General features: G+C 61.5%; 17 protein-coding genes. 7 read left to right on the top strand and 10 right to left on the bottom strand.

Annotated elements, in window-relative coordinates:
* The first annotated feature begins 49 nt into the window (after positions 1–49).
* The 3 genes from rfbC (at position 50) to A7X65_RS30500 (ending at position 2,040) form a co-directional block, all read left to right on the top strand.
* Complete coding sequence (gene rfbC, locus A7X65_RS30510; RefSeq protein WP_063692267.1) at positions 50–604, top strand: dTDP-4-dehydrorhamnose 3,5-epimerase; 555 nt, start codon at positions 50–52, stop codon at positions 602–604.
* A gap of 1 nt (position 605) precedes the next feature.
* Entirely contained in the window at positions 606–1,502 is an 897-nt protein-coding gene (rfbD, locus tag A7X65_RS30505) for a dTDP-4-dehydrorhamnose reductase (RefSeq protein WP_063692265.1), read from the top strand.
* Positions 1,503–1,617: 115 nt separating this feature from the next.
* The gene (locus A7X65_RS30500) at positions 1,618–2,040 is read left to right on the top strand and encodes a hypothetical protein (protein ID WP_063692263.1); all 423 of its coding nucleotides are present in this window, start codon (positions 1,618–1,620) and stop codon (positions 2,038–2,040) included.
* Between the two features lie 20 nt (positions 2,041–2,060).
* Here A7X65_RS30500 and A7X65_RS30495 read toward each other — a convergent pair whose 3' ends face one another.
* Together A7X65_RS30495 and A7X65_RS30490 are read right to left on the bottom strand one after the other, a co-directional pair.
* On the bottom strand, positions 2,061–2,795 hold the full coding sequence (locus tag A7X65_RS30495) for a metallophosphoesterase family protein (RefSeq protein WP_063692261.1): 735 nt from the start codon (positions 2,793–2,795) through the stop codon (positions 2,061–2,063).
* Positions 2,796–2,945: 150 nt separating this feature from the next.
* A complete protein-coding gene (locus A7X65_RS30490) occupies positions 2,946–3,224 on the bottom strand; it encodes a hypothetical protein (RefSeq protein WP_063692260.1) in 279 nt (92 codons plus the stop codon).
* Between the two features lie 345 nt (positions 3,225–3,569).
* Here A7X65_RS30490 and A7X65_RS30485 point away from each other — a divergent pair, with 345 nt between their 5' ends.
* Positions 3,570–4,994 (top strand): undecaprenyl-phosphate glucose phosphotransferase, encoded by a 1,425-nt coding sequence (locus A7X65_RS30485; protein ID WP_063692259.1) that lies wholly within the window; start codon positions 3,570–3,572, stop codon positions 4,992–4,994.
* A 220-nt stretch (positions 4,995–5,214) separates the two neighbouring features.
* Here the strand turns inward: A7X65_RS30485 and A7X65_RS30480 are convergent, their stop codons facing one another.
* The gene (locus A7X65_RS30480; RefSeq protein ID WP_063692258.1) at positions 5,215–6,561 is read right to left on the bottom strand and encodes a cellulase family glycosylhydrolase; all 1,347 of its coding nucleotides are present in this window, start codon (positions 6,559–6,561) and stop codon (positions 5,215–5,217) included.
* Positions 6,562–6,618: 57 nt separating this feature from the next.
* Between A7X65_RS30480 and A7X65_RS30475 the strand changes: the two genes are divergently transcribed.
* The 3 genes from A7X65_RS30475 to A7X65_RS30465 are packed head-to-tail and all read left to right on the top strand — an operon-like array spanning position 6,619 to position 9,658.
* On the top strand, positions 6,619–7,830 hold the full coding sequence (locus tag A7X65_RS30475) for a glycosyltransferase family 4 protein (protein ID WP_063692257.1): 1,212 nt from the start codon (positions 6,619–6,621) through the stop codon (positions 7,828–7,830).
* On the top strand, positions 7,827–8,564 hold the full coding sequence (locus tag A7X65_RS30470) for a class I SAM-dependent methyltransferase (protein WP_063692255.1): 738 nt from the start codon (positions 7,827–7,829) through the stop codon (positions 8,562–8,564). The genes A7X65_RS30475 and A7X65_RS30470 overlap by 4 nt, the downstream gene beginning before the upstream one ends.
* A 20-nt stretch (positions 8,565–8,584) precedes the next feature.
* The gene (locus tag A7X65_RS30465; RefSeq protein ID WP_063692253.1) at positions 8,585–9,658 is read left to right on the top strand and encodes a glycosyltransferase family 4 protein; all 1,074 of its coding nucleotides are present in this window, start codon (positions 8,585–8,587) and stop codon (positions 9,656–9,658) included.
* 82 nt (positions 9,659–9,740) lie between these two features.
* Here the strand turns inward: A7X65_RS30465 and A7X65_RS30460 are convergent, their stop codons facing one another.
* The 7 genes from A7X65_RS30460 to A7X65_RS30430 all read right to left on the bottom strand — a co-directional run bounded on the left by A7X65_RS30460 (position 9,741) and on the right by A7X65_RS30430 (position 18,542).
* Positions 9,741–10,799 carry an acyltransferase family protein gene (locus tag A7X65_RS30460; protein WP_063692251.1) on the bottom strand — a complete coding sequence of 353 codons (1,059 nt, stop codon included), beginning with the start codon at positions 10,797–10,799 and terminating at the stop codon, positions 9,741–9,743.
* 110 nt (positions 10,800–10,909) lie between these two features.
* The gene (locus A7X65_RS30455; protein WP_210249449.1) at positions 10,910–11,776 is read right to left on the bottom strand and encodes a glycosyltransferase family 2 protein; all 867 of its coding nucleotides are present in this window, start codon (positions 11,774–11,776) and stop codon (positions 10,910–10,912) included.
* A 226-nt stretch (positions 11,777–12,002) separates the two neighbouring features.
* Positions 12,003–13,118 (bottom strand): glycosyltransferase family 4 protein, encoded by a 1,116-nt coding sequence (locus A7X65_RS30450; RefSeq protein ID WP_063692247.1) that lies wholly within the window; start codon positions 13,116–13,118, stop codon positions 12,003–12,005.
* A gap of 69 nt (positions 13,119–13,187) precedes the next feature.
* A complete protein-coding gene (locus A7X65_RS30445; RefSeq protein WP_156528228.1) occupies positions 13,188–14,624 on the bottom strand; it encodes a hypothetical protein in 1,437 nt (478 codons plus the stop codon).
* A gap of 5 nt (positions 14,625–14,629) precedes the next feature.
* Positions 14,630–15,856, bottom strand: coding sequence for a glycosyltransferase (locus tag A7X65_RS30440; RefSeq protein WP_063692243.1), 1,227 nt, complete (start codon positions 15,854–15,856; stop codon positions 14,630–14,632).
* Between the two features lie 228 nt (positions 15,857–16,084).
* The gene (locus tag A7X65_RS30435; protein WP_245323944.1) at positions 16,085–17,275 is read right to left on the bottom strand and encodes a polysaccharide biosynthesis/export family protein; all 1,191 of its coding nucleotides are present in this window, start codon (positions 17,273–17,275) and stop codon (positions 16,085–16,087) included.
* A gap of 130 nt (positions 17,276–17,405) precedes the next feature.
* Complete coding sequence (locus A7X65_RS30430) at positions 17,406–18,542, bottom strand: glycosyltransferase (protein ID WP_245323941.1); 1,137 nt, start codon at positions 18,540–18,542, stop codon at positions 17,406–17,408.
* Between the last annotated feature and the right edge of the window lie 290 nt (positions 18,543–18,832).

Raw genomic sequence — 18,832 nt, 5'->3', positions numbered from 1 at the left:
GAGTGCGCTGCACAAGATTATTGTCGATGCTGAAGCTGAAGCCTTGCGAATGAACGTTCTCACGACACATCTACCCGAAGTTCTGATCGTCGAGCCGAAGCTGTTCGGCGATCAACGCGGCTTCTTCCTGGAGTCCTATCAATTCGAGCGATACGCGCAGAACGGCATTACGCGCCCGTTCGTGCAGGACAATCTCTCGCGCTCGCGTTTCGGGGTGCTGCGTGGCTTGCATCTGCAAAATCCCGTGACGCAGGGCAAGCTTGTCACGGTGCTGCGTGGTCGTGTTCTGGATGTTGCAGTTGATGTCCGTGTGGGCAGCCCAAACTTTGGGCGGCATGTTGCCGTTGAACTGAGCGAAGACAATCGCAGGCAATTGTGGGTTCCTCGTGGCTTCGCTCACGGTTTTGCCGTTCTCTCCGAGACGGCCGATTTCTTCTACAAATGCGACGAACTCTACAGTCCGAAGGATGAAATCTCCGTGCGCTGGAACGATCCGGCGATCGGCATCGACTGGGGTGTCGCAGAACCGTCACTTTCGCCCAAGGATGCCGATGCGCCGCTGCTGGCGGACGTGAAGGGGCTCCCCCGCTACGGCGAGGTCTGACATGAAAATTCTTCTGACTGGCGCCGGCGGGCAAGTCGGCGGCGCGCTGCGGCGATTGCTTCAGGATCGCGCGAACATCGTCGCGCCGACGCGCGAGACGTTTGACCTGTCGCAACCGGCGAGCCTCGCTGAAAAGCTGGACTCGATCGGGCCGGATCTGATCATCAATCCCGCGGCTTACACGGCCGTCGATCGCGCCGAAGACGAGCGCGAGACGGCGTTTCGGGTCAACGCGGAATCACCTGGAGTCATGGCCCAATGGGCCGCGCGCCGCCGCGTCCCGCTGGTGCACTTCTCGACTGATTATGTTTTCGACGGCTCGGGCGAGCGTCCGTGGCGCGAGGACAGCGCTCCGCGTCCGCTTTCTGTGTATGGCGAGAGCAAGCTTGCCGGCGATCTCGCGATTGCCGGGGCAGATGGACCTCATCTCATCGCGCGCACATCGTGGGTCTATGCCGCGACGGGCGCGAATTTTCTCAAGACGATCGTGCGGCTGGCGGGAGAACGGGAAGAACTGCGGATTGTCGCCGATCAGATTGGCGCGCCTACAACTGCGGATGCGATCGCTCGCGCGATGGTTGCGGTGCTGCAGCCGGCAGACGAGGATGTTGCCCCAATGTTCGAAAAGCGGGGCGGGGTCGTCAATCTTGTCTGCGCCGGCGAGACAAGCTGGCACGGCTTTGCGAGCGCGATCGTCTCCGGGCTGAAGGCGCGCGGAACGCAATTCGCCGTGAAGCAGATCGTTCCAATCGCTTCGTGCGAATTTCCGGTCAAGGCGAAGCGCCCCTCCAATTCCCGCCTGGACCTGACGCGTCTGCGGGAGCAGTTCGATATTGCGATGCCGACCTGGCAGCAGGCGCTCGATCGCGAGTTGGACGCTCTGAAGGCAACAATGTGATGGCCTCTGTCTCCGCGCCGTCCCTCGAACGGGGCGGATGATCCGGGGACTTCAGTGTTTGTTAACCATCTCGGAGCCATTTTCTGGTTTGGCGCTTCAACCCGGAAATGCACGCATGTTCCAGCTCTTCCTGCGGGCCCGCACCCATAACTTCCTGAAAGATCGCTTCGCCGGAGAGCAGACGTTCCGGGCGCGCTCGCCCGAGCGGGACGCGGAAACCGATCGCACCCGCATCGAAGCCATCATGAGCGCGATCGAGGACGCTCTCCACGCAGCGGAGCGGGAGCAGTCGGGCCTGAACCGCCGGGTGGAAGACGTGCTGGCACGCGCGGCCGTGACCTTCGGCAACGGCGACGACGAATATCTCGAGCGCGAGGCGCTGGACAACCATCACCAGGATTTGTTCGACAAGGAAATCCTGAACGGCCAGCGCCGGCTCAAGGAGCTCGGCGCCTCCATCGCTCATTTCAAGTTCCTGAAGGCGGCAATGCTGAGCCGGTTTCCGGAATACAAGCCTCCGGCAAGCTCCACCAACTAGGATCCAGCGGGCGCGGCCCGCTAGATCGCGAGCATGCTGTTGCCCTGGATGGACAGCAGCGTCAGATTCCCGGTCGCATAGGCGCCGGTATCGATGTTGGCGCGGTTCTCCAGCAGCTCGGCCTGCCGCACCGGCGTGTGGCCGTGCACGACGTATTTGCCGAAGCGCCGCTTGCTCTGGAGAAATTCGTCCCTGATCCACAGCAAATCGGACTCGCGCTGTTCGGAGAGCGGGATGCCCGGGCGCACCCCGGCATGGACGAAGAAGAAATCGCCGCATGTGAAGGTCGGCCGCAGCTGGCGCAGGAACGCGATGTGCTCCGGCGGCATGACGGATGTGAGCTCGCGCACCAGGTCGGCCTGCTCGTCCTTGCTGAGGCCGGGCGCGGCCGACACGCCGTAGGACATCATGGTCTGGATGCCGCCGAACTGAAACCATTCGGTGGCGCGCGCGGGGTCCTCCAGCACCGAGGTGAAATAGGCCTCGTGATTGCCCTTCAGAAACACGGTGTTACGGCGGCGGCTGCGCTGGATCAGGAGGTCGAGGGTGTGGCGCGAGTCCGGTCCGCGATCGATGTAGTCGCCGAGGAACACCTCGATGGCGCGATAAGGCCGGCTGTTGGCCATGTCCGCATCGATCACGGCGAACATCTGCTCGAGCAGATGCGCGCATCCGTGGATGTCGGCGATCGCATAGATGCGCACGCCGTTCGGGAGCTTCGGCCGTGGCGAATTTTTGGGCGCAGTCGTGACCATGGGGTGCAACTCTTTCAGAGAGCTTCGCCCCGGATGTCAATATGGTATCGACGAAAACGAAAGACCACTTGCCGCTTTTTCCCGGCTTCTGGCCGGCGGAGATTGATCGGTGCTCGTGGAAACGCCAATCCCCGGCGTGTCGAGGCCCCGCTAGCCGAAGCCGCGGCTGTCGAACGACGGCGCGGCCTTCTCGCGATAGGCGGCTGTTCGTGCGCGCACCAGAGCGGCGCCACAAAAATAGCCAAGCTGGAGCACCGTTGCGAAAACGAGAATCGCGGCAACGACGTAGGCCGAATCATGTCCGTGCCACAGCAGGCCCGAGCCAAGGATCGCTGCACCGAACACGATGGCGGGCGGAAGAATGAAGATTCGGAATCGGCCTCCCAGCAACGATCCGATCAACAAGCTGAAAACGGCAACCGTACTCACGACACAACTCCCACGAATTGGTCGCGAGTGTTAATGGCCGCGCGCTAATAACGGCTTAAGCGGCATGGTTGAACAGTCGTTCAAATGCGCGCGTCGCGCTGCGCGCATATGACGCGATTTGTCGATAATCGTGGCGAGTTGCCCGCATAATTGTCACGTGTGTGACAGTCGTTTGTGCATTCCATCGTTGCGGTGCTGCGATGCATAAAAATCGATTTGATTTTTCCATTGCACTGCCGCAATGTCGCTTTGTTTAGTTAAGATATACTTCGGCGCGCGTTTAAAATTTGGATCGATTTGCTCGCAGTATCGACTGCGAGTGCGTGACGAGGCAGCGAGGTTCGGATGGCTGTAGCAACTTACGGTTCGGAAAACTACTATTCGGTTATATCGAATCGGCGCGGTGCCCTTCAAAGACCTCTCCAGATTGCGCTCATCGCCGGTGACTTCGCTGCGGTGCTGTTCAGCTACTTCGTCGCGAGCGGCCTCTATCGCGTGCTCGTGGCCGAGCAGGATTCATCCGTCGGCGCCGGGCTCGTCGTCGGCGCGGTGTTCGTCACCATCGCTTACTTCCAGGGCGTCTACGACCACCATCGCCTGCTCAGCACCGTCTGGCAGCTGCGCAAGACGCTGGCCATCTGGCTGATCTCGCTGACCATCCTGGCGGTCGAGGCGTTCCTGCTGAAATCCTCCGCCGAGCTGTCGCGCGGCACCACGCTGTTGTTCGCTGCGACCGGCGTCATGGCCCTCGGCGGGCTTCGTGTGTTCTGGCGCCTCGCCCTCACGTCGAGCTACGCCAAGGGCCGTCTCGTCGACCGCAAGGTCGTGCTGCTGAGCCTCAAGCCGCTCGACTTCACCTCGACCCGCTTCAAGGATCTGCGCAAGCACGGCTTCAACGTCGTGCGGCATTTCGTGCTCGAGCCCTCCGAAGATGGTGCGGGTTGGGAGCGCGAGATCCGCGACATCATTCGCCAGGCCCGGACCGCGGACGTGGAAGAATATCTCCTGGTCATCGACTGGGACGAGATGCCTCTTCTCCAGAAGCTGAGCCAGCACCTGCGTGTCGTGCCTCAGCCGATCCGCCTTCTGCCCGATTTCCCGATCGCCGATCTGGTCTCGCGTCCGTTCCAGCCCGTCAGCGGCACGGTCGCGATCGAGATCCAGCGTGCGCCGCTCAGCGTGTTCGAGCAGGCGCAGAAGCGCTGCCTCGACATCGGACTGGCCTCGTTCGCGCTGTTGCTGCTGGCGCCGCTGCTGGTGACGGCGGCGATCATGATCAAGCTGGATTCGAAGGGCAAGATCATCTTCAAGCAGTCGCGCCGCGGCTTCAACGGCAAGCAGTTCGAGATCTGGAAGTTCCGCTCGATGACGGTGGCCGAGAACGGCCATGTCGTCACGCAGGCGACCAAGAGCGATGCGCGCGTGACCCGTGTCGGCCGCGTGCTGCGGCGGACCAGCATCGACGAGCTCCCGCAGCTCTGGAACGTTCTGCGCGGCGAGATGTCCCTGGTCGGACCGCGCCCGCACGCGCTCGCGCATGACAACTATTACGATCCGATGATCAGCAATTACGTCTACCGCCACCACATGAAGCCGGGCCTGACGGGTTGGGCCCAGGTCAATGGATTCCGCGGTGAGACGCCGACGATCGATCTGATGGAAAAGCGCGTCGAGTATGATGTCTGGTACGTCAGCAACTGGAGCATCTGGCTCGACATCAAGATCATCTTCAAGACGGCCCTGGCCCTGGTCCATCAGGAAGCCTACTGACGGCCCGCTGCAGGTCGCTGGTCAGCCGCTGGTGAAGGCCAGCTGCTGAGAGCTGATATTCCTCAACGCTCGCCGAAGTGTCGTCCTGCCGCGTCTTGCCGGCGTCGCCTGCAACGCGGCTGGCGCCTGCATCGCGCTTCGTCATCTTCATGTAGAAACCATTCTCCCCGAAGTGCTGAGCTTGGCTGGGCACCTCCGGGGAAAAGCTGCCGACCTCGGATCAGCGATCCAATGTGGCCTTCACCTCGAAGGGAGCTGTCGTCGGCAGGTTGATGACGACGGGGGTGGGCCCCAGCCGTATCGTGTTCGACTTCGTCCCTTGCTGGCATAGTGGCGCGAATTCCGCTTCTGTGCCGCCCGGAAGTTCAAGCGTCGCCGACGAGTTGTCTTGCGCGGTCCAGGCAATCAGCTGCTTCCCTGCCGATGTCGTCGTCTCGATGACGAAGAGCCCGGGGGAGGGTTGCTCGAGCCTCATCGGGCCCGCGGCCTTGATGACGCGAATGGCCTCGCGGGTTGCGCATGCCGCGGGCTTTGGCGCGTAGGCGTAGTCGTACAGGCCGAAATTGTCTTCGAGAGCGGCGGGATCCTGACCTTGATCCTTCATCTGGTAGACCCAGGCGCCTTTCATCCAGGGCGTGGCCGCCGTCCACAGCAGGAATTGTGCGATATTGTTCGCGGCCGTTTGCGTGGAGATGGGGCACATCTTCGACGTCGTCGGCCAACCGACCTCCGTGACGTAGACGGGGAGGTTCGATCCGGCCGCGTCCAGCAACTTCCGCAAGGCGCTGACCTGACGTATCGCAGCCTCGGCAGTGCGGTTGGACACCTCGCGCTCGCAATGATTGTAGATGTGAACGGACAAGCCGCTCGCACCTTCCAGCGCTCCGGACCGGACGAGCGCCATGGTCCATTTCCAGTCCGGGTCCATTCCGACCGCACCGACCAGCACCTGTGCCTGAGGCGCTACGCTGCGTATCTTGGCAACCGCTTCCTTCGCGAGCGCGGAGTAATTGGCCGCCGCGCGCGGATCGCTCGGATCGCCTTCACCGACCAGGAAAGGGCGCCCCAGCACGGCGTTCATATTCCATTCGTTCCAGATCTCGTAGATCGGGTTACGCTTGGCGGTGGCCACAACGGCTTTCGCCGCAAAGTCGGCGAAACTCTTTCGGCCGACATCGGTCAGCGGAGGCTGACCATCGGGAACGAGCGGATTTGGGTGACCCAGGATGAGCAATGGCTTTGCCTGGGTCTGGTCGAGAAAAGAGAACAGCTTGGCTGGCTCGCGGGCAACTGGCGTTGACCCGCCGCCGGGCAGCGGCGCGGCCTGAAACAGGCTCCAGGCAAGATCGTCCCTGACTGAATCGAAGGCATCGGAACGCAACACCTGCGCAGACTTTTGAGGAGAATAGCCATATTCTCCCCCTATCCCGAAGTGCACGCCAAGACCGATGATCGGCCGCTCGGCCCGCTCGGGCAACGGCTGCTTGCCAACCCAGAAGGATGTCGTTTGATTGGCAGCATAGATTTTGCTGAAGAGCAGACCTGCTGCGATGAATGCAACCGCCAACCCAATTTTCGCAGCTCGGACCATCTTCGCCTCTATTGTGTCAGGTAACGAACGTACATGCGGATTCTCTTCGTCTCAGCCTTCTTTCCCCCCTTTGTCCAAGGTGGAGCCGAAATTTCCGCGCGCAATCTGGCGGCGTGGCTCCATGCGAACGGCCATGAGATCGCAGTCCTGAGCACAGCGCCGACGCCCGCGGACGAGGTGAGGGGGGCGATCGTTGACGATCTCAAGGTCTGGCGCTTTCATATGCCTCGGCCGTACACCGTGTTTGAAGCGGCTCAGAAAGGCGGTTTACAGAAATCCGTCTGGCATCTTCAAGACCATTTTGATCCGCGTAACGAACGGATCATGCGTCAGGTGCTCGACGAATTTAGCCCCGATCTGGTCAGTATCCACGTCCTGCAGGGCCTCGGCTGGAATGCCCTTCGCGTGATCGGTGCGAGGAACATCCCGGTCGTCATCACGCTGCACGATCTGAGCCTCGCCTGCGTGAGGATGGCGATGTTTAGGAACGGCCGGGAATGCGAAAGCCTCTGCGCGCCATGCGCGTTTTCGTCCAGGGCGAAACTCGCCTTCCTCCGCTCCGTTCCACGGCTGGGCTTTGTGTCGCCTTCGCTCGCCATTCTTCGCCGTTTGTCGGCGCTTCAGCCGCTTCAGCGATGGGCCCAGGCCCATATCCTCAATCCCAACAAATCGCCGACGCCGACGGTCGAGAGAAGCCTGTCCGGGATCATCCGTTTCCTGTATGTCGGACGTCTGCATGAATCCAAAGGATTGTACGTTCTGCTCGAGGCCATCGAGCCGCTGGCGGCCCGGCACGAGTTCAAGCTGACGCTGGTGGGAACCGGCCCCAGCGAAGACGATCTCAAGCGGCGCTTTGGCCATCATCGCTGGCTCGAATTCACCGGGCATGTTTCGGTCCAGGACGTCACCAACCGGATGATGCAGAGCGACCTTCTTCTCGTGCCCTCCGTATGGTTCGAAAATTCGCCCGGCGTGATCATCGAGGCTCTCGGGCGCGGCCTTCCCGTCATGGGAAGCAACGCGGGCGGAATACCGGAGCTCGTGACACACGAGAAAAACGGTGTCCTTGTGGAGGCCGGCGATGTAAGAGCCTGGAGCGCGGCGATAGAGGGAATCCTCGATCATCCGGAGCGTCTCGACGCGTACAAGGACAGCGCCGACGCAGCCATGCAGGAATTCGATCAGGATACTCTGGGGCGGCGCGTTGTTGCCTTCTACGAAAAAGTGAGGACGCAACCGGCATGAACTCCCACTCGACTGAGCAGCCGGTGGCCGGCGCAACAAGCAGGTACAGCCAGGACGACTACGCGGTCGACAATCCGGACTGGCACGAGGACGACGCGCCGTGGAAGGCTGCGCATATCCGGACGATCCTGGAGCGTAACAACATCCAGTGGAGCACGCTTGCCGACATCGGCTGCGGGACGGGTGCGATCGTCGGAATCCTCTCCAAGAACTACCCGCAATCGCGGATGGAAGGATTTGAGGTCTCGCCCTATGCCCACGACCTCTCGCGCAAACGGGCGTCCGACAACCTGAGCTTCAGCATGGAGAATGCTTTCCAAAGCGGGAAGCAGTTCGACGTGACCATGGCGATCGACGTTGTGGAGCACGTCGAAAATCCCTTCGAATTCCTCAGGGCGATGCAGACGATGTCGCGCTGGCAGGTCACCCACATTCCGCTCGACATGAATGCTCTCGCAGTCGGGCGCGGCTGGGTGTTGCCCGAAGCCCGTCGCGCACTGGGGCATATCCATTATTTCTCGCGGGACAGCGCGCTGTCGATGGTCGCGGAGGCGGGCCTGGAGACGATCGACAGCTTCTATACGGCCTGGGCCATCGACCAGTCGTACAAGACCTGGAAGAAGCGGCTGGCCGCATGGCCGCGGCGATTGGCGTTTCGTGCCGCTCCCGACGCCACGGTTCGGCTCGTGGGCGGATGGTCCCTCATGGTCCTCAGCCGTTCGAAGCCGGCCTAAGCCCGCGAAGTCGTTGAAGCATGGCTGATGTCTTCCTGAATGGCCGGTTCCTCTCGCAGTCCCTGAGCGGTGTTCAGCGGTTTGCGGCGGAAATCGTCAAGGCCATCGATCAATTGATCGATCGGCAGCAACTGCCTGCCCGGCTGAGCGACGCACGCTGGACCCTGCTGGTGCCTTCGAATGCCGAGGAGCGTCTTGCGCTGAAGCACGTCCGCGTCGAAAGCGTCGGAACGCGAACGGGACATGCCTGGGACCAGATCGATCTCGCAATGGCAGCGCGTAAGGGCACGCTCATCAGCCTCGCCAATTCCGGGCCCGTGCTCCATCGCCGGCATCACATCGTCATCCATGATGCGCAGGTGTTTCGCCATCCCGAGTTCTTCAGCCGCAGCTATGCGACCTTCCATCGCGGCCTTGGATGGCTTTATTCAAGGACCGCGAACCTCATCACGGTCTCGAAGTTCTCCCGGAGCGAACTCTCGGCTGTGCTCGGTGTCGCGCCCGATGCCATCACGGTCTGCTCGAACAGCGCGGAACATCTAGCGGGAGTCCAACCGGACCCTTCGATCCTCGAGCGGTTCGAGCTCGGTCAGGGCAAGTATTTCCTGGCGATCGGGTCGACGAAAAAGAACAAGAACATCCGCCTCGCAACCGACGCGATCAAGTCGATCCCGGCATCCCATCGGCTCGTGATCGTCGGTGGGCAGGATGAACGCGTCTTCCGGCACTCGGGGCCGATCGCCGATGAGCGCGTGGTGCGTGTCGGGCAGATCTCCGATGAGGCGATCGCCGCACTGTACCAGCACGCGGCGGCATTGATCTTTCCGAGCTTCTACGAGGGTTTTGGCGTGCCTCCGCTCGAGGCGATGCTGTTCGGCTGCCCGGTGATCGCCTCGGATATCGCCGTGCTGCGCGAAATCTGCGGTGACGCGGCCGAATTTTGCAGTCCGACCGATCCAGGCCAATTGTCGCGCCTGATGCTCGATCGGATCGAGAAGGGGCCGCTGTCTGCGGCCGAGCAGCAACGTCAGGCCGGGCGGCTGGCACAATATACCTGGACGTCGTCGGCGCTCGCGCTGCTGAACTCGATATAGCCGCGTCTCATGCCACGGGCAGGCGGGGCAACCCGACGCAGCAACCGCGATCTGAAGCTCGCCAGGAACGTGGCGGCGTCGATCAGTCAGACGAGGGTGCCGGAGCGCGTCCCTGATAGTTCGATGCGGCCGTCGCGGTCCTCGTAGGGGCAAACAGGTTCTGCATCGAGCGGGCATTCAGCAGGGGGGCTTCGATCAGGCGATGGAAAGCGAAGGCCGCCAGCTGGCAGATGACCAGGATCGCCACAAAATACACGGCGTGCGGTATCGCGACCGACTGGTCGATCTTGACCGCGACCTTCACGAGCAGCGAGATCAGCGGATAATGGATGAGATAGAGCGCATATGACGCCGCGCCTGCCTCCTCCAGCGGGGCAATTCGCCGGTTCAGGTATGGCATCGAGCACGCGCCGTAGATGATCCCAGCCGCGCCAAGCCCGAACAGCAGGAGCTCGGCCTTTGCGGGGATCTGCTTGGAGATCCCGAAGTAGAACGTGACGGCGAAGACGATCAGGCCGGCGAAGAGGAAAAACGGACCGCCGGCGGAATATTTGCGAACGTAGAGCCACGCAATGCCGGCCCCTGCGAGGAAAAGCAGGTGGTTGTTGTTGAAGATGAAATCGATCAACCAGCCTTTGCCGTCGATCAGCGCGAGAGGCAGGCCAACAAGGCCCCAGGCGATCAGAAGGCCGAAGCCAATTCGTCGATTCCACAGGAAGACGGCGAACATCGCGTAGAAGAGAATTTCGTGACGAAGCGTCCACTCCGTCGCCAGGATGACCTCTTCCTTCACCGGCAGGATCAGGAGCGACAGGATGACGTCGCTGCCATCAGGCACTCTCGTGGAGAAACCGAGAAACGACAGGATGATCAGGGGAACGAGCACGATCCAGAGCGACGGATAGAGGCGGCGGAAGCGTTTGGCCACGAACCGGGCGATGGCGCTGCCGTTACCCTCGGGATCGCGATGATGCGCCAGGTAGATGACGAAGCCGCTCAGGACGAAAAACAGCTGAACGCCCGAATGGCCCGCCTTGAACAACGGAAACGTGGCGGTGCCGAAATATTTCGGCATCAGCATGGTCACCTCGCAGTGATAGCCCACGACGAGCAGCGCCGCGATGCCACGGATCCAGTTCAACTGCAGCAGTTGTCCTTGCCGTGGCGCCTGGGTTGTTCTCGGAAGTTCGGGCTTCATGAAAAATGACTTCCTTCGTCAAGTCGCAGCGTGAGGAGGCCGATGCCTGGAGCTCAGCCCGTGCGCTTGCTGATCCTGTCCACGCCAGGGGGCCGGAACAGCGGCACGGCAAAGCGCGACTTGAACAGAAGGAGGCTGCGAATATGCGTCCTTCCTGCGAATGTGAGAGGACCGGCAGCGCTCGACCGCTGATGGTCGTGGACCAGCTTGGCTCCGGGGATGCCCTTGATCCTGTGTCCCGCCCGCCAGAGACGAGCGCAGAGATCGACATCCTCCATGTACAGGAAATAGCTCTCGTCCATTCCCTGGATCTGCTCATAGGCCGTGCGCCGGACGACGAAGCCCGTGCCCATCACCCATTCCGCATCGAACGGCTTGCCGGTCTCCCAGGCGTCCTTCATCAGGTGCTTGTCGGTGCGCCCGGGCACCATGGCTCCGATCCAGTCCACGCGCCTGGCAAGGACGTCGAACACCGAGTAGAAGCGCCGGGCCGAGTATTGCCGGCTTCCGTCGGGGTTGACGAGGTCGAGCCCGACCAGGGCGGTTTCCGGGCTCTGCTCCATGAAGTCGACGACCGGAGCAACGCTGTTGAACTCGAAATAGGTGTCGGGATTCAGGATGAGAAGATAATCGGCGGTGGTGTTCGCCACGCCCAGATTCACGCCGGCGCCGAAGCCGCCATTGTGGTCTGAGACAACAGTCCGAATGTTGGGCAGGGCCTTGCGGACTTCGTCGATCGAGTTGTCTCCGGAGCAGTTGTCAACGACCAGCACGCCGTCCGGATCCACCACGCCATGCTCCAGCATCGACTTGACGCAGCGAATGGTCAGTCGAGCGGTTCTGAAATTGACGATGACCGCCTGGACCTTGCCAGAGCTGCTCACCGGGCGGGATTCCTGCAGAGTTGAAGGCTCGGTCATGCAAACACGCGCTCGCTATGACAAGCCGCGTCCATGGCGGGATTGCCGCCTCCATGTGACGTCACAACTGCTGCTGATCCTTGGCATGGGTTCCGATGTTCCTGGATGTGCTCGGCGGCTCTTGTCGATCTTGATGCGGTCATACCATAACTTTCCGACTGACCCCCGTCGCAAACTCAGCCGGAGAGCCTCTATTTTCAGCGAGAGTCTGCACGACTAACATGCACTAACCCAGATTCTGAAGAAGCGACTGCGCAACCCTGTGAGGTGCGAACGCATCTCGGACTTCGGCGACGGTCTCTGTGGACAGACGTTCGCCGGAATTCAAACAAGCGGTCATCTGTTCCGCCCACGCGTCGACATTGGTTGGATCGGCGACGTATTCCGCCTTGCCCAGGGTTGCTTCGGGAAGCGATGTCACGCCGCTGACCAGCGTCGGCACCCCGAAGCCCATCGCCTCCGCCGCCGGCATGCCGAAGCCCTCGTAGAGAGAGGGCAAGACGAAGAGCCGAGCGTTTCGGTAGAGTTCGCCGAGATCCGCATCCGACAAGATACCCGTCATCACGATGCGAGCCGCGGTCTTCTCACTCGCATTCTCGCGTATCAGGCGCGTCTTCTCGTCCGAGGCCTTGCCGGCGAGATACAGTTCGATCTCGGGATTCGATTGGGCCACCCGGTCGAACGCCTTGATGAGGACGCCCAGGTTCTTGTGCGGGAAGGGATGGCTGACGGTGAGGACGTAAGGCCGGCCCGCAAGCTTGCGGGTTGCCTCGCTGATCTCGCCCTGCTCGAGCCGGGCCCATTCGATGGCGTTGTAGATGACCTTGCACTTGTCGGCCGCCGCGTCGCCGAAATGCTGGCGAACATATTCCTTCTCGGAATTGGAGATCAGGAACACGAGGTCTGCCGTCTGGAACATCCGCGGGAGATAAAAGTCGAGCCAGGCCTTCCTCTTGCTGGAATGGTACTGCGGCAGCACCTTGTACTGAATGTCGTGGAGGATCACGGCCGATTTCGCCCGGCTGCCGGGGCGCCGCGGCGGAAGGAAATAGTTCGGATAGACCGCCCAGCCATTCCCCGACCTTCGCCATTCGAACAGGAGTTCCTCGGCGAAGCGGCTGTTCTTGCCGGGAAGCGGGTATTGCCGCTGCTGCGCGATCCCCGGGCTCTTCGCCATCCATCGCAGGAATTCGGGCGACAGGCGATCCGGATCGGAAAACGCGAGCGTCAACGCGGCCTTCGCCTTGTCGAGCCCGTGAATGAGGTTGTAGATCGCCGATTCAGTGCCGCCGATCTTGTGATGATGTATCGCAAACAGCGGAATGGTGAGTTCACTGGGCATTGCTTCGCTTGACTTTGATCGTGCCAACAATGAGCTGAGGTCTCTTTCGAGGGCGGTTTCGCGACGGCATCAGTTCAGCACCCGAATGGTGACCGGTGCGGACGCATCCAGGTCGTAGACGATCGGATTTGGTCCCACGTCGCCCTGAGGGCCCGCGGCCGGCGTGGTCTCGTCGCACATCCGCCGTCCAGATGCCTCAGTCAGGCCGGTCAGGGCGTATCGTGCCTTTACGGTCGCGCCCGACGACCAGAGAACGACGCTTTGCCGCGCGCCGCGTCGTGCCCTGAAAACGAACACGTCCGGGAGCGGTTCCTGGATGTCGACGTGATCGGCCCCGCGAACCAGGTCCGTTGCTTCACGTACGAAACAGGCGGCCGGCTTCGGCTCGTCGTTGAACGTATATAGCCCGAAATTGTTCTCCCGGTCCGTCGGACTGGGGCCGATGTTCTTCAATTCATGCACCCAGATGCCCTTGATCCACGGGATGGCGGCGCTCTGCATAATGAACTGCGCGAAATTGTTGCCGGCAACGAGGGGCGGGATCCCACACGGTTCATTGGAGGTCGGCCAGCTGAACTCGGTGACGTAGATCGGCGTGACGGCCCCGCCACGATCCTGCATCAGTTCCTGCTGCAAACGCTTGACCCGGCCGATCAGTTCGGTGGCGGTCCTGTTTTGCGGCTTCAGGCAATGATTGTAGAGATGAACGGACAGGCCATCGGCGCCGTTCAGGACGCCGTCGCGGACAATGGCCCTCGTCCATTTCCAATCGATGTCGTCTCCGACCGCTCCGACGATCACCTGAGCATGTGGGTTGGCGCTCTTGAGGGCGCGAACTCCGGAATTTGCAACGCGGACATAGTTGACCGCCGATCGGGGATCGCTGTCCGGCCCTTCGCCCACCAGCCTCGGCAGGCGCGTGCCCGTGCCGATGTCGATATTCCACTCGTTCCAGATCTCGTAGATCGGATCGAATGGCCGTGTCACCTCGACGACTTTCTTGAGATAGGCATCGAATACGCCGAGCGCGTCATCGGAGATCGGCGGAACGCCTCCCGGTACGGACGAGTTCGCGGCGCCGACATTGAGGACGGGCTTCAATTTCGTTTGCGGCATGAAATTCATCAGCCGCTGCGACTTGACGAGAACCGGCCCTTGCGGCGGAAAGCTGAAGGACTGCCAGGGCAGGTAGTCGCGATACGATGCAGCCCCGATCTGCGCCAGCTCGTGCAGCGCCGTGGTTGCGGAATCGTAGCCGAGCGTGCGAACGAGGCCGAAATGGATGTTTGATCCGATCAGCAGCGTGCCTGCCGGATTGGCGCGAGCGACCGGCGCCAGAGTGACGGTCTTCTCCGCGGCCACGGCGCGATCGGCACCGGCCATCGTGATGCCGCACAACAGGCCCCATGCGACGCCACGACGCAGCACCGCAGAGACCGGCGCGCCGCGGCGTGCCGGATGCGACGCCGTAGCCTCATGGGCTGGCTTGCCGGTCAAAATTCTCATCAGCCTCATTGGCTCGCATGCCCGCGGAAGTTGCGAATCTCGTCGATGAACTTCAGGTATTTTGCGCCCAGATAGTCCTGATCGAATTCGCCGGCGCGCCCCATCGCGTTGGCCTGGTAGCGGCGAAGCGTATCGCGGTCCGACAAGACCTTTTCGAGGCCGTCGCGCCAGGCCTGGACGTCTCCCGGGGGCAGCAGCAGTCCCGTTTCATCGTGCTCGACCAGCTCGGGGATTCCGCCGAAATTGCTGCCGATCACGGGAACGCCGACGCCGAGGGCCTGAATGACGACGCCCGGCGAGTTCTCCAGCCAGATCGAGGGAATGCAAAGCACGTCGCTCGTCGCGATGTGATTGATGGCCTCCTGCAGCGGAACGTGGCCCGTGAAGCTGATCCACGGATGATGGCCAAACCTCTTGCGCAAGGCGGGCTCATGTCCGCCGCCGCCGACGATCGTGAAGGTGAACGGCCAGCGATCCACCAGCCCCTCGGCGGCTTCCAGCAGGCAATCAATTCCCTTGGCCTCGTGCAGCCGTCCGGCGTAGACGAAGCGGACCGCTTCGGACTCGACGCGCTGGACCGTCGGCGTCGGGTACTTGTTCGCGTTGAGAATGTGAGCGGTCGGAAATTGCTTGAGCGGCTGAAACTCGGCATTCCGCTCCAGATTGGCGCGCGACGGCGAGCAGAAGCCGATTCGGCGCATCGACAGAATGCCGCGCCGCTTCACGCCCGCCGACAGCTTGCAGACGCCGCACTGCGTTTCGCAGGTCTTGCCGTCGACGAACATCGTGAGCCGCAGGCACGACAGCGCCAGGTCCGGCATCACGTACATCATCGGCAGATCGCGCTTGGCGAACTCCTGCAGGACGTTGTGTCCGATGCCGGTCAGATAGTGCACATTGCAGAACTCGGGTTTGAATTCGTCGAGCACGCGGCCGACGATGCGCCCATTTCTCGGGTCGAGGTGGTCTTGCAGATGCCACAACGGCTTCAAATAGGTCTCGTCGACGCGCCCCTGTTTGTAGATCGGGTAGGGGCGCGGCATGTAGATGCTCCAGATTCTCATGCCGTCGACCAGCTCGCCGAACTTCTCCTCTTCGCGCGACTTTGCAGCCGTGAGTACGCCGATTTCATGTCCCTGCTTCAGGAGCCAGGACGAGAGGTTGAAAGCAGAGATTTCAGCACCACCGAGCACATTCGGAGGAAACATGGCCGAGACGACCAGAATGCGCATACGTTCAAGCTCCAGAAGATCAGCGGATCCGGGTTCGTTTAGCTGCAGACCCAGCGCCTTTTTATGACGTGCCCGGGCCATCTTGCAGTATCCGGGCCACGTGCTTGGTTCGCCGCTCAGTCACAGTGAAATGAGGCAGCAGAGCGACGCACAACCAGGAGTACTGGAAGCGAACGCGGCGCTGCATGATTGCAGCGCCGCGTTCCCCGTATCACCAGTTTGTGTCTGTTATCGCGTCAGCGTCTGAACGTTAACGGCCGTGTCCGTTCCGGCGAGCATGAGCGAGAAGAACTTGATCAGCTCTGTGCTCGGCGATTCCGACACCACGATTGTGTCGTGATCCCGGATCTGGAAGGAGTCGGCGAAGAACATTCCGTCCGGCTTGCTCCAGTCGAAGTTGTAGACCGTCGGAACCAGTTCGCCGGGGAAGCGTTGCACGTCGATTCCGGCGGACTTGAGCAGATTGCGCGGCTCGAGTCGAAGAACGTAGACCGAGGGCGAATTGGCGCGCGCGCCGTCGAGGCCGCCGGCCTTCGCGATCGCTTCAGCCAGCGTCATCCGGTCGTTTTCGAACGTGAACCTGCGATTGTTGGTGCCGCCGATCGAGCCCGGCGAGGGCGTCGATCCGAAGACCATGAACACGCGCGGTTCCCGTGACAGATAGACGACGTCGCCCGGCGCGAGGAACGCATCCTCTTCAGGATGACGCACGATCGAGCTCATCGTCTCGGTATACGTCTTGCTGCCGCGCTTGATCTTGACCTTGGTTTCCCACGACGGATATTTCGGGCCGCCGGCGCGCGCGATAGCGCCCATCACGCGAATTCCGCCCGGATCGACCGGGAATCGGAGCGGCGCATTGACCTCGCCGAGCACGCTGATCTGGTTGCCGCGCTGTTCGACGACGGAAACGACCGCCTGCGGATCGATCGCGCGGTTCCTGATCCGCTCGCGAACGATGTCGGCCACCGCACGGGCGGTCAGGCCTGCAGCCTTGATCGTGCCGGCATAGGGCACGGTGATGTTGCCGGACTGATCGACCTGCTGGCGAGGGATGTCAACGAAGTTGCCGGGCCGGACGCTGGCCTCGCGCGGAATGAAGAGGCCGCCCGACTGGGCTTCGAACACGGTGACGGTGACGATATCGCCGACGCCGATGGTGATGTCCTTGTAGTCACCACCCGGCAGATTGCGGAAATTGCCGCTGACATGATCGCTGATCGAATTCGCCGACTTCAGGATATTCGGATCGACCGCGAGCAGCGCGTAAGGCACCGGCGGGCTGGGCGCGACCGTCAGCGCCGCATTGGTGACGACTGAAGCCCCGTTCGGCGCATCTTGTGGCGTAAACCCCGCGCAGCCGGCCAGGCAAATGGCAGAGATCGCAAGCGTGGGAGAAAATCTGAAAATCGATGCCAACAAAACGCGCGTCCTATCTCACTCTTAGCCTGCTTGAAGTTCTTAGCAGTCGCACCAATTGAGACCAAGTCTGGATGAGGTAGCAACGGACCATTGAAAGTCACTGTTGCATTCGGGCCACTTCGTTGCGCTAGAAGACAAACTTGGCCAGATGTTTCGGCGATGTCGTGATCACCGCTGCGTAAACTTTAAGCAGCTCGTGGTGCGTCTTGTCGATGCTGAACACCGACACAAAACGTTCGTAACCAGCTTCTCCCAGCGCGCGCAAGTTAACGCCAGATGCGCGCCGCAGTCCTGCCACAAGTGCCTTCGTTCCGGCGGGATCGCAGATCAAGCCGGTCACTCCGTCCTCGACGATTTCAGGCAGTGCGCCCGCGCGAAATGCCAGAATCGGTTTGTGCGCGCGCATTGCTTCCAGTGCGACGAAGCCGAAGGCTTCCCAGCGCGACGGAATCACGCAGAGGTCCGCCTGGTCGAGCTGGGCCTCGATGTCCGTGCGCGCGAGCCAGCCCAGAAGGGTGACATTCGAAGGCATGTTGTGGTTGCCTTCCTCGCTGACGACTGCGGATCCGATCATGCGGACGTCAATCGAGGTCTCGAGCTGCTGCGCAGCTTCGATCAGGAAGTCGTACCCTTTTTGACGATCGAGGCGCCCGATAAATAGCACCTTCAGCTTCGACGTGCTCCAACCGGCGTCATCGTGGCTGATATTTGGGCGTTCGTTTCGCATTCCGCTCAGGACGAGGCTGAGCTGGCTTTCCGGGATGCCGGCGTCGCGGGCGGCGGCGTACTCGTTCTGCGAGATGCAGATGATTCTGTCGGTGACCTTGGCGAGCAACCGCTCCGCCAGCTTGGCGACGGCGTTGCTGAAGCGCGAGGTTTCGCGGGAAAAGGCCCAGCCATGCGCGCAGTAAACGATGGCAGGGCGTTTGCGCATGAAAACGAACGCCGTCCGCACGATCAGGCCCGCGAGCGTGGAGTGAACGTGCACGATATCCGGCTTGGTGATCTGCACCTGCCGCATGGTCTCGAGCGCGAGCCTCAGCAGGCTGGGCAAATTCCGGCCCGAGCGGTCAAAGGCGACGATATTGGAATCTGCAATCCCGATCAGGTCGGCCCGATGGTCCGACGGCACGATATAGCACACGTTCTCCTTGCCGAAAGTCTGGCATTGAAGCGCGTGCAATTCGGTAAAATAGGTCGCGATCCCACCGCGGATAGTCTCGGCAACGTGGATGATCTTCAGCCGAGGGGAATCAGACGTCATTCGGAAATTGACTTGATGGAGACATATGCAACCCACACAACAAACACCCGGTCTTCAACGATATTCCTGCTTCCACCCCGGGCAAGCCCAGTGCGGGCCGAGCATCCTTCGCTGACAGACTTAACCAAAACGAGCTTTGTGGCAATTCAGCGCCCCCGCTGAATTTTGCAGGATGCGGCTTCCTGGTCCACCCTTTGCTGATCTCTGGATCGTATACGTAGGCACCAACTCGGCCTCGAATGGTCACGCCATTCGACCCGCCGTTCACCGGTCATTCTCTATATTTCCGT

Origin of the sequence: Bradyrhizobium stylosanthis, from assembly GCF_001641335.1 — a bacterium.
GTDB classification, from domain to species: Bacteria; Pseudomonadota; Alphaproteobacteria; order Rhizobiales; family Xanthobacteraceae; genus Bradyrhizobium; species Bradyrhizobium stylosanthis.
The sequence above is the reverse complement of the archived record's forward strand: the minus strand, read 5'-3'. Positions and strand labels throughout refer to the sequence as shown.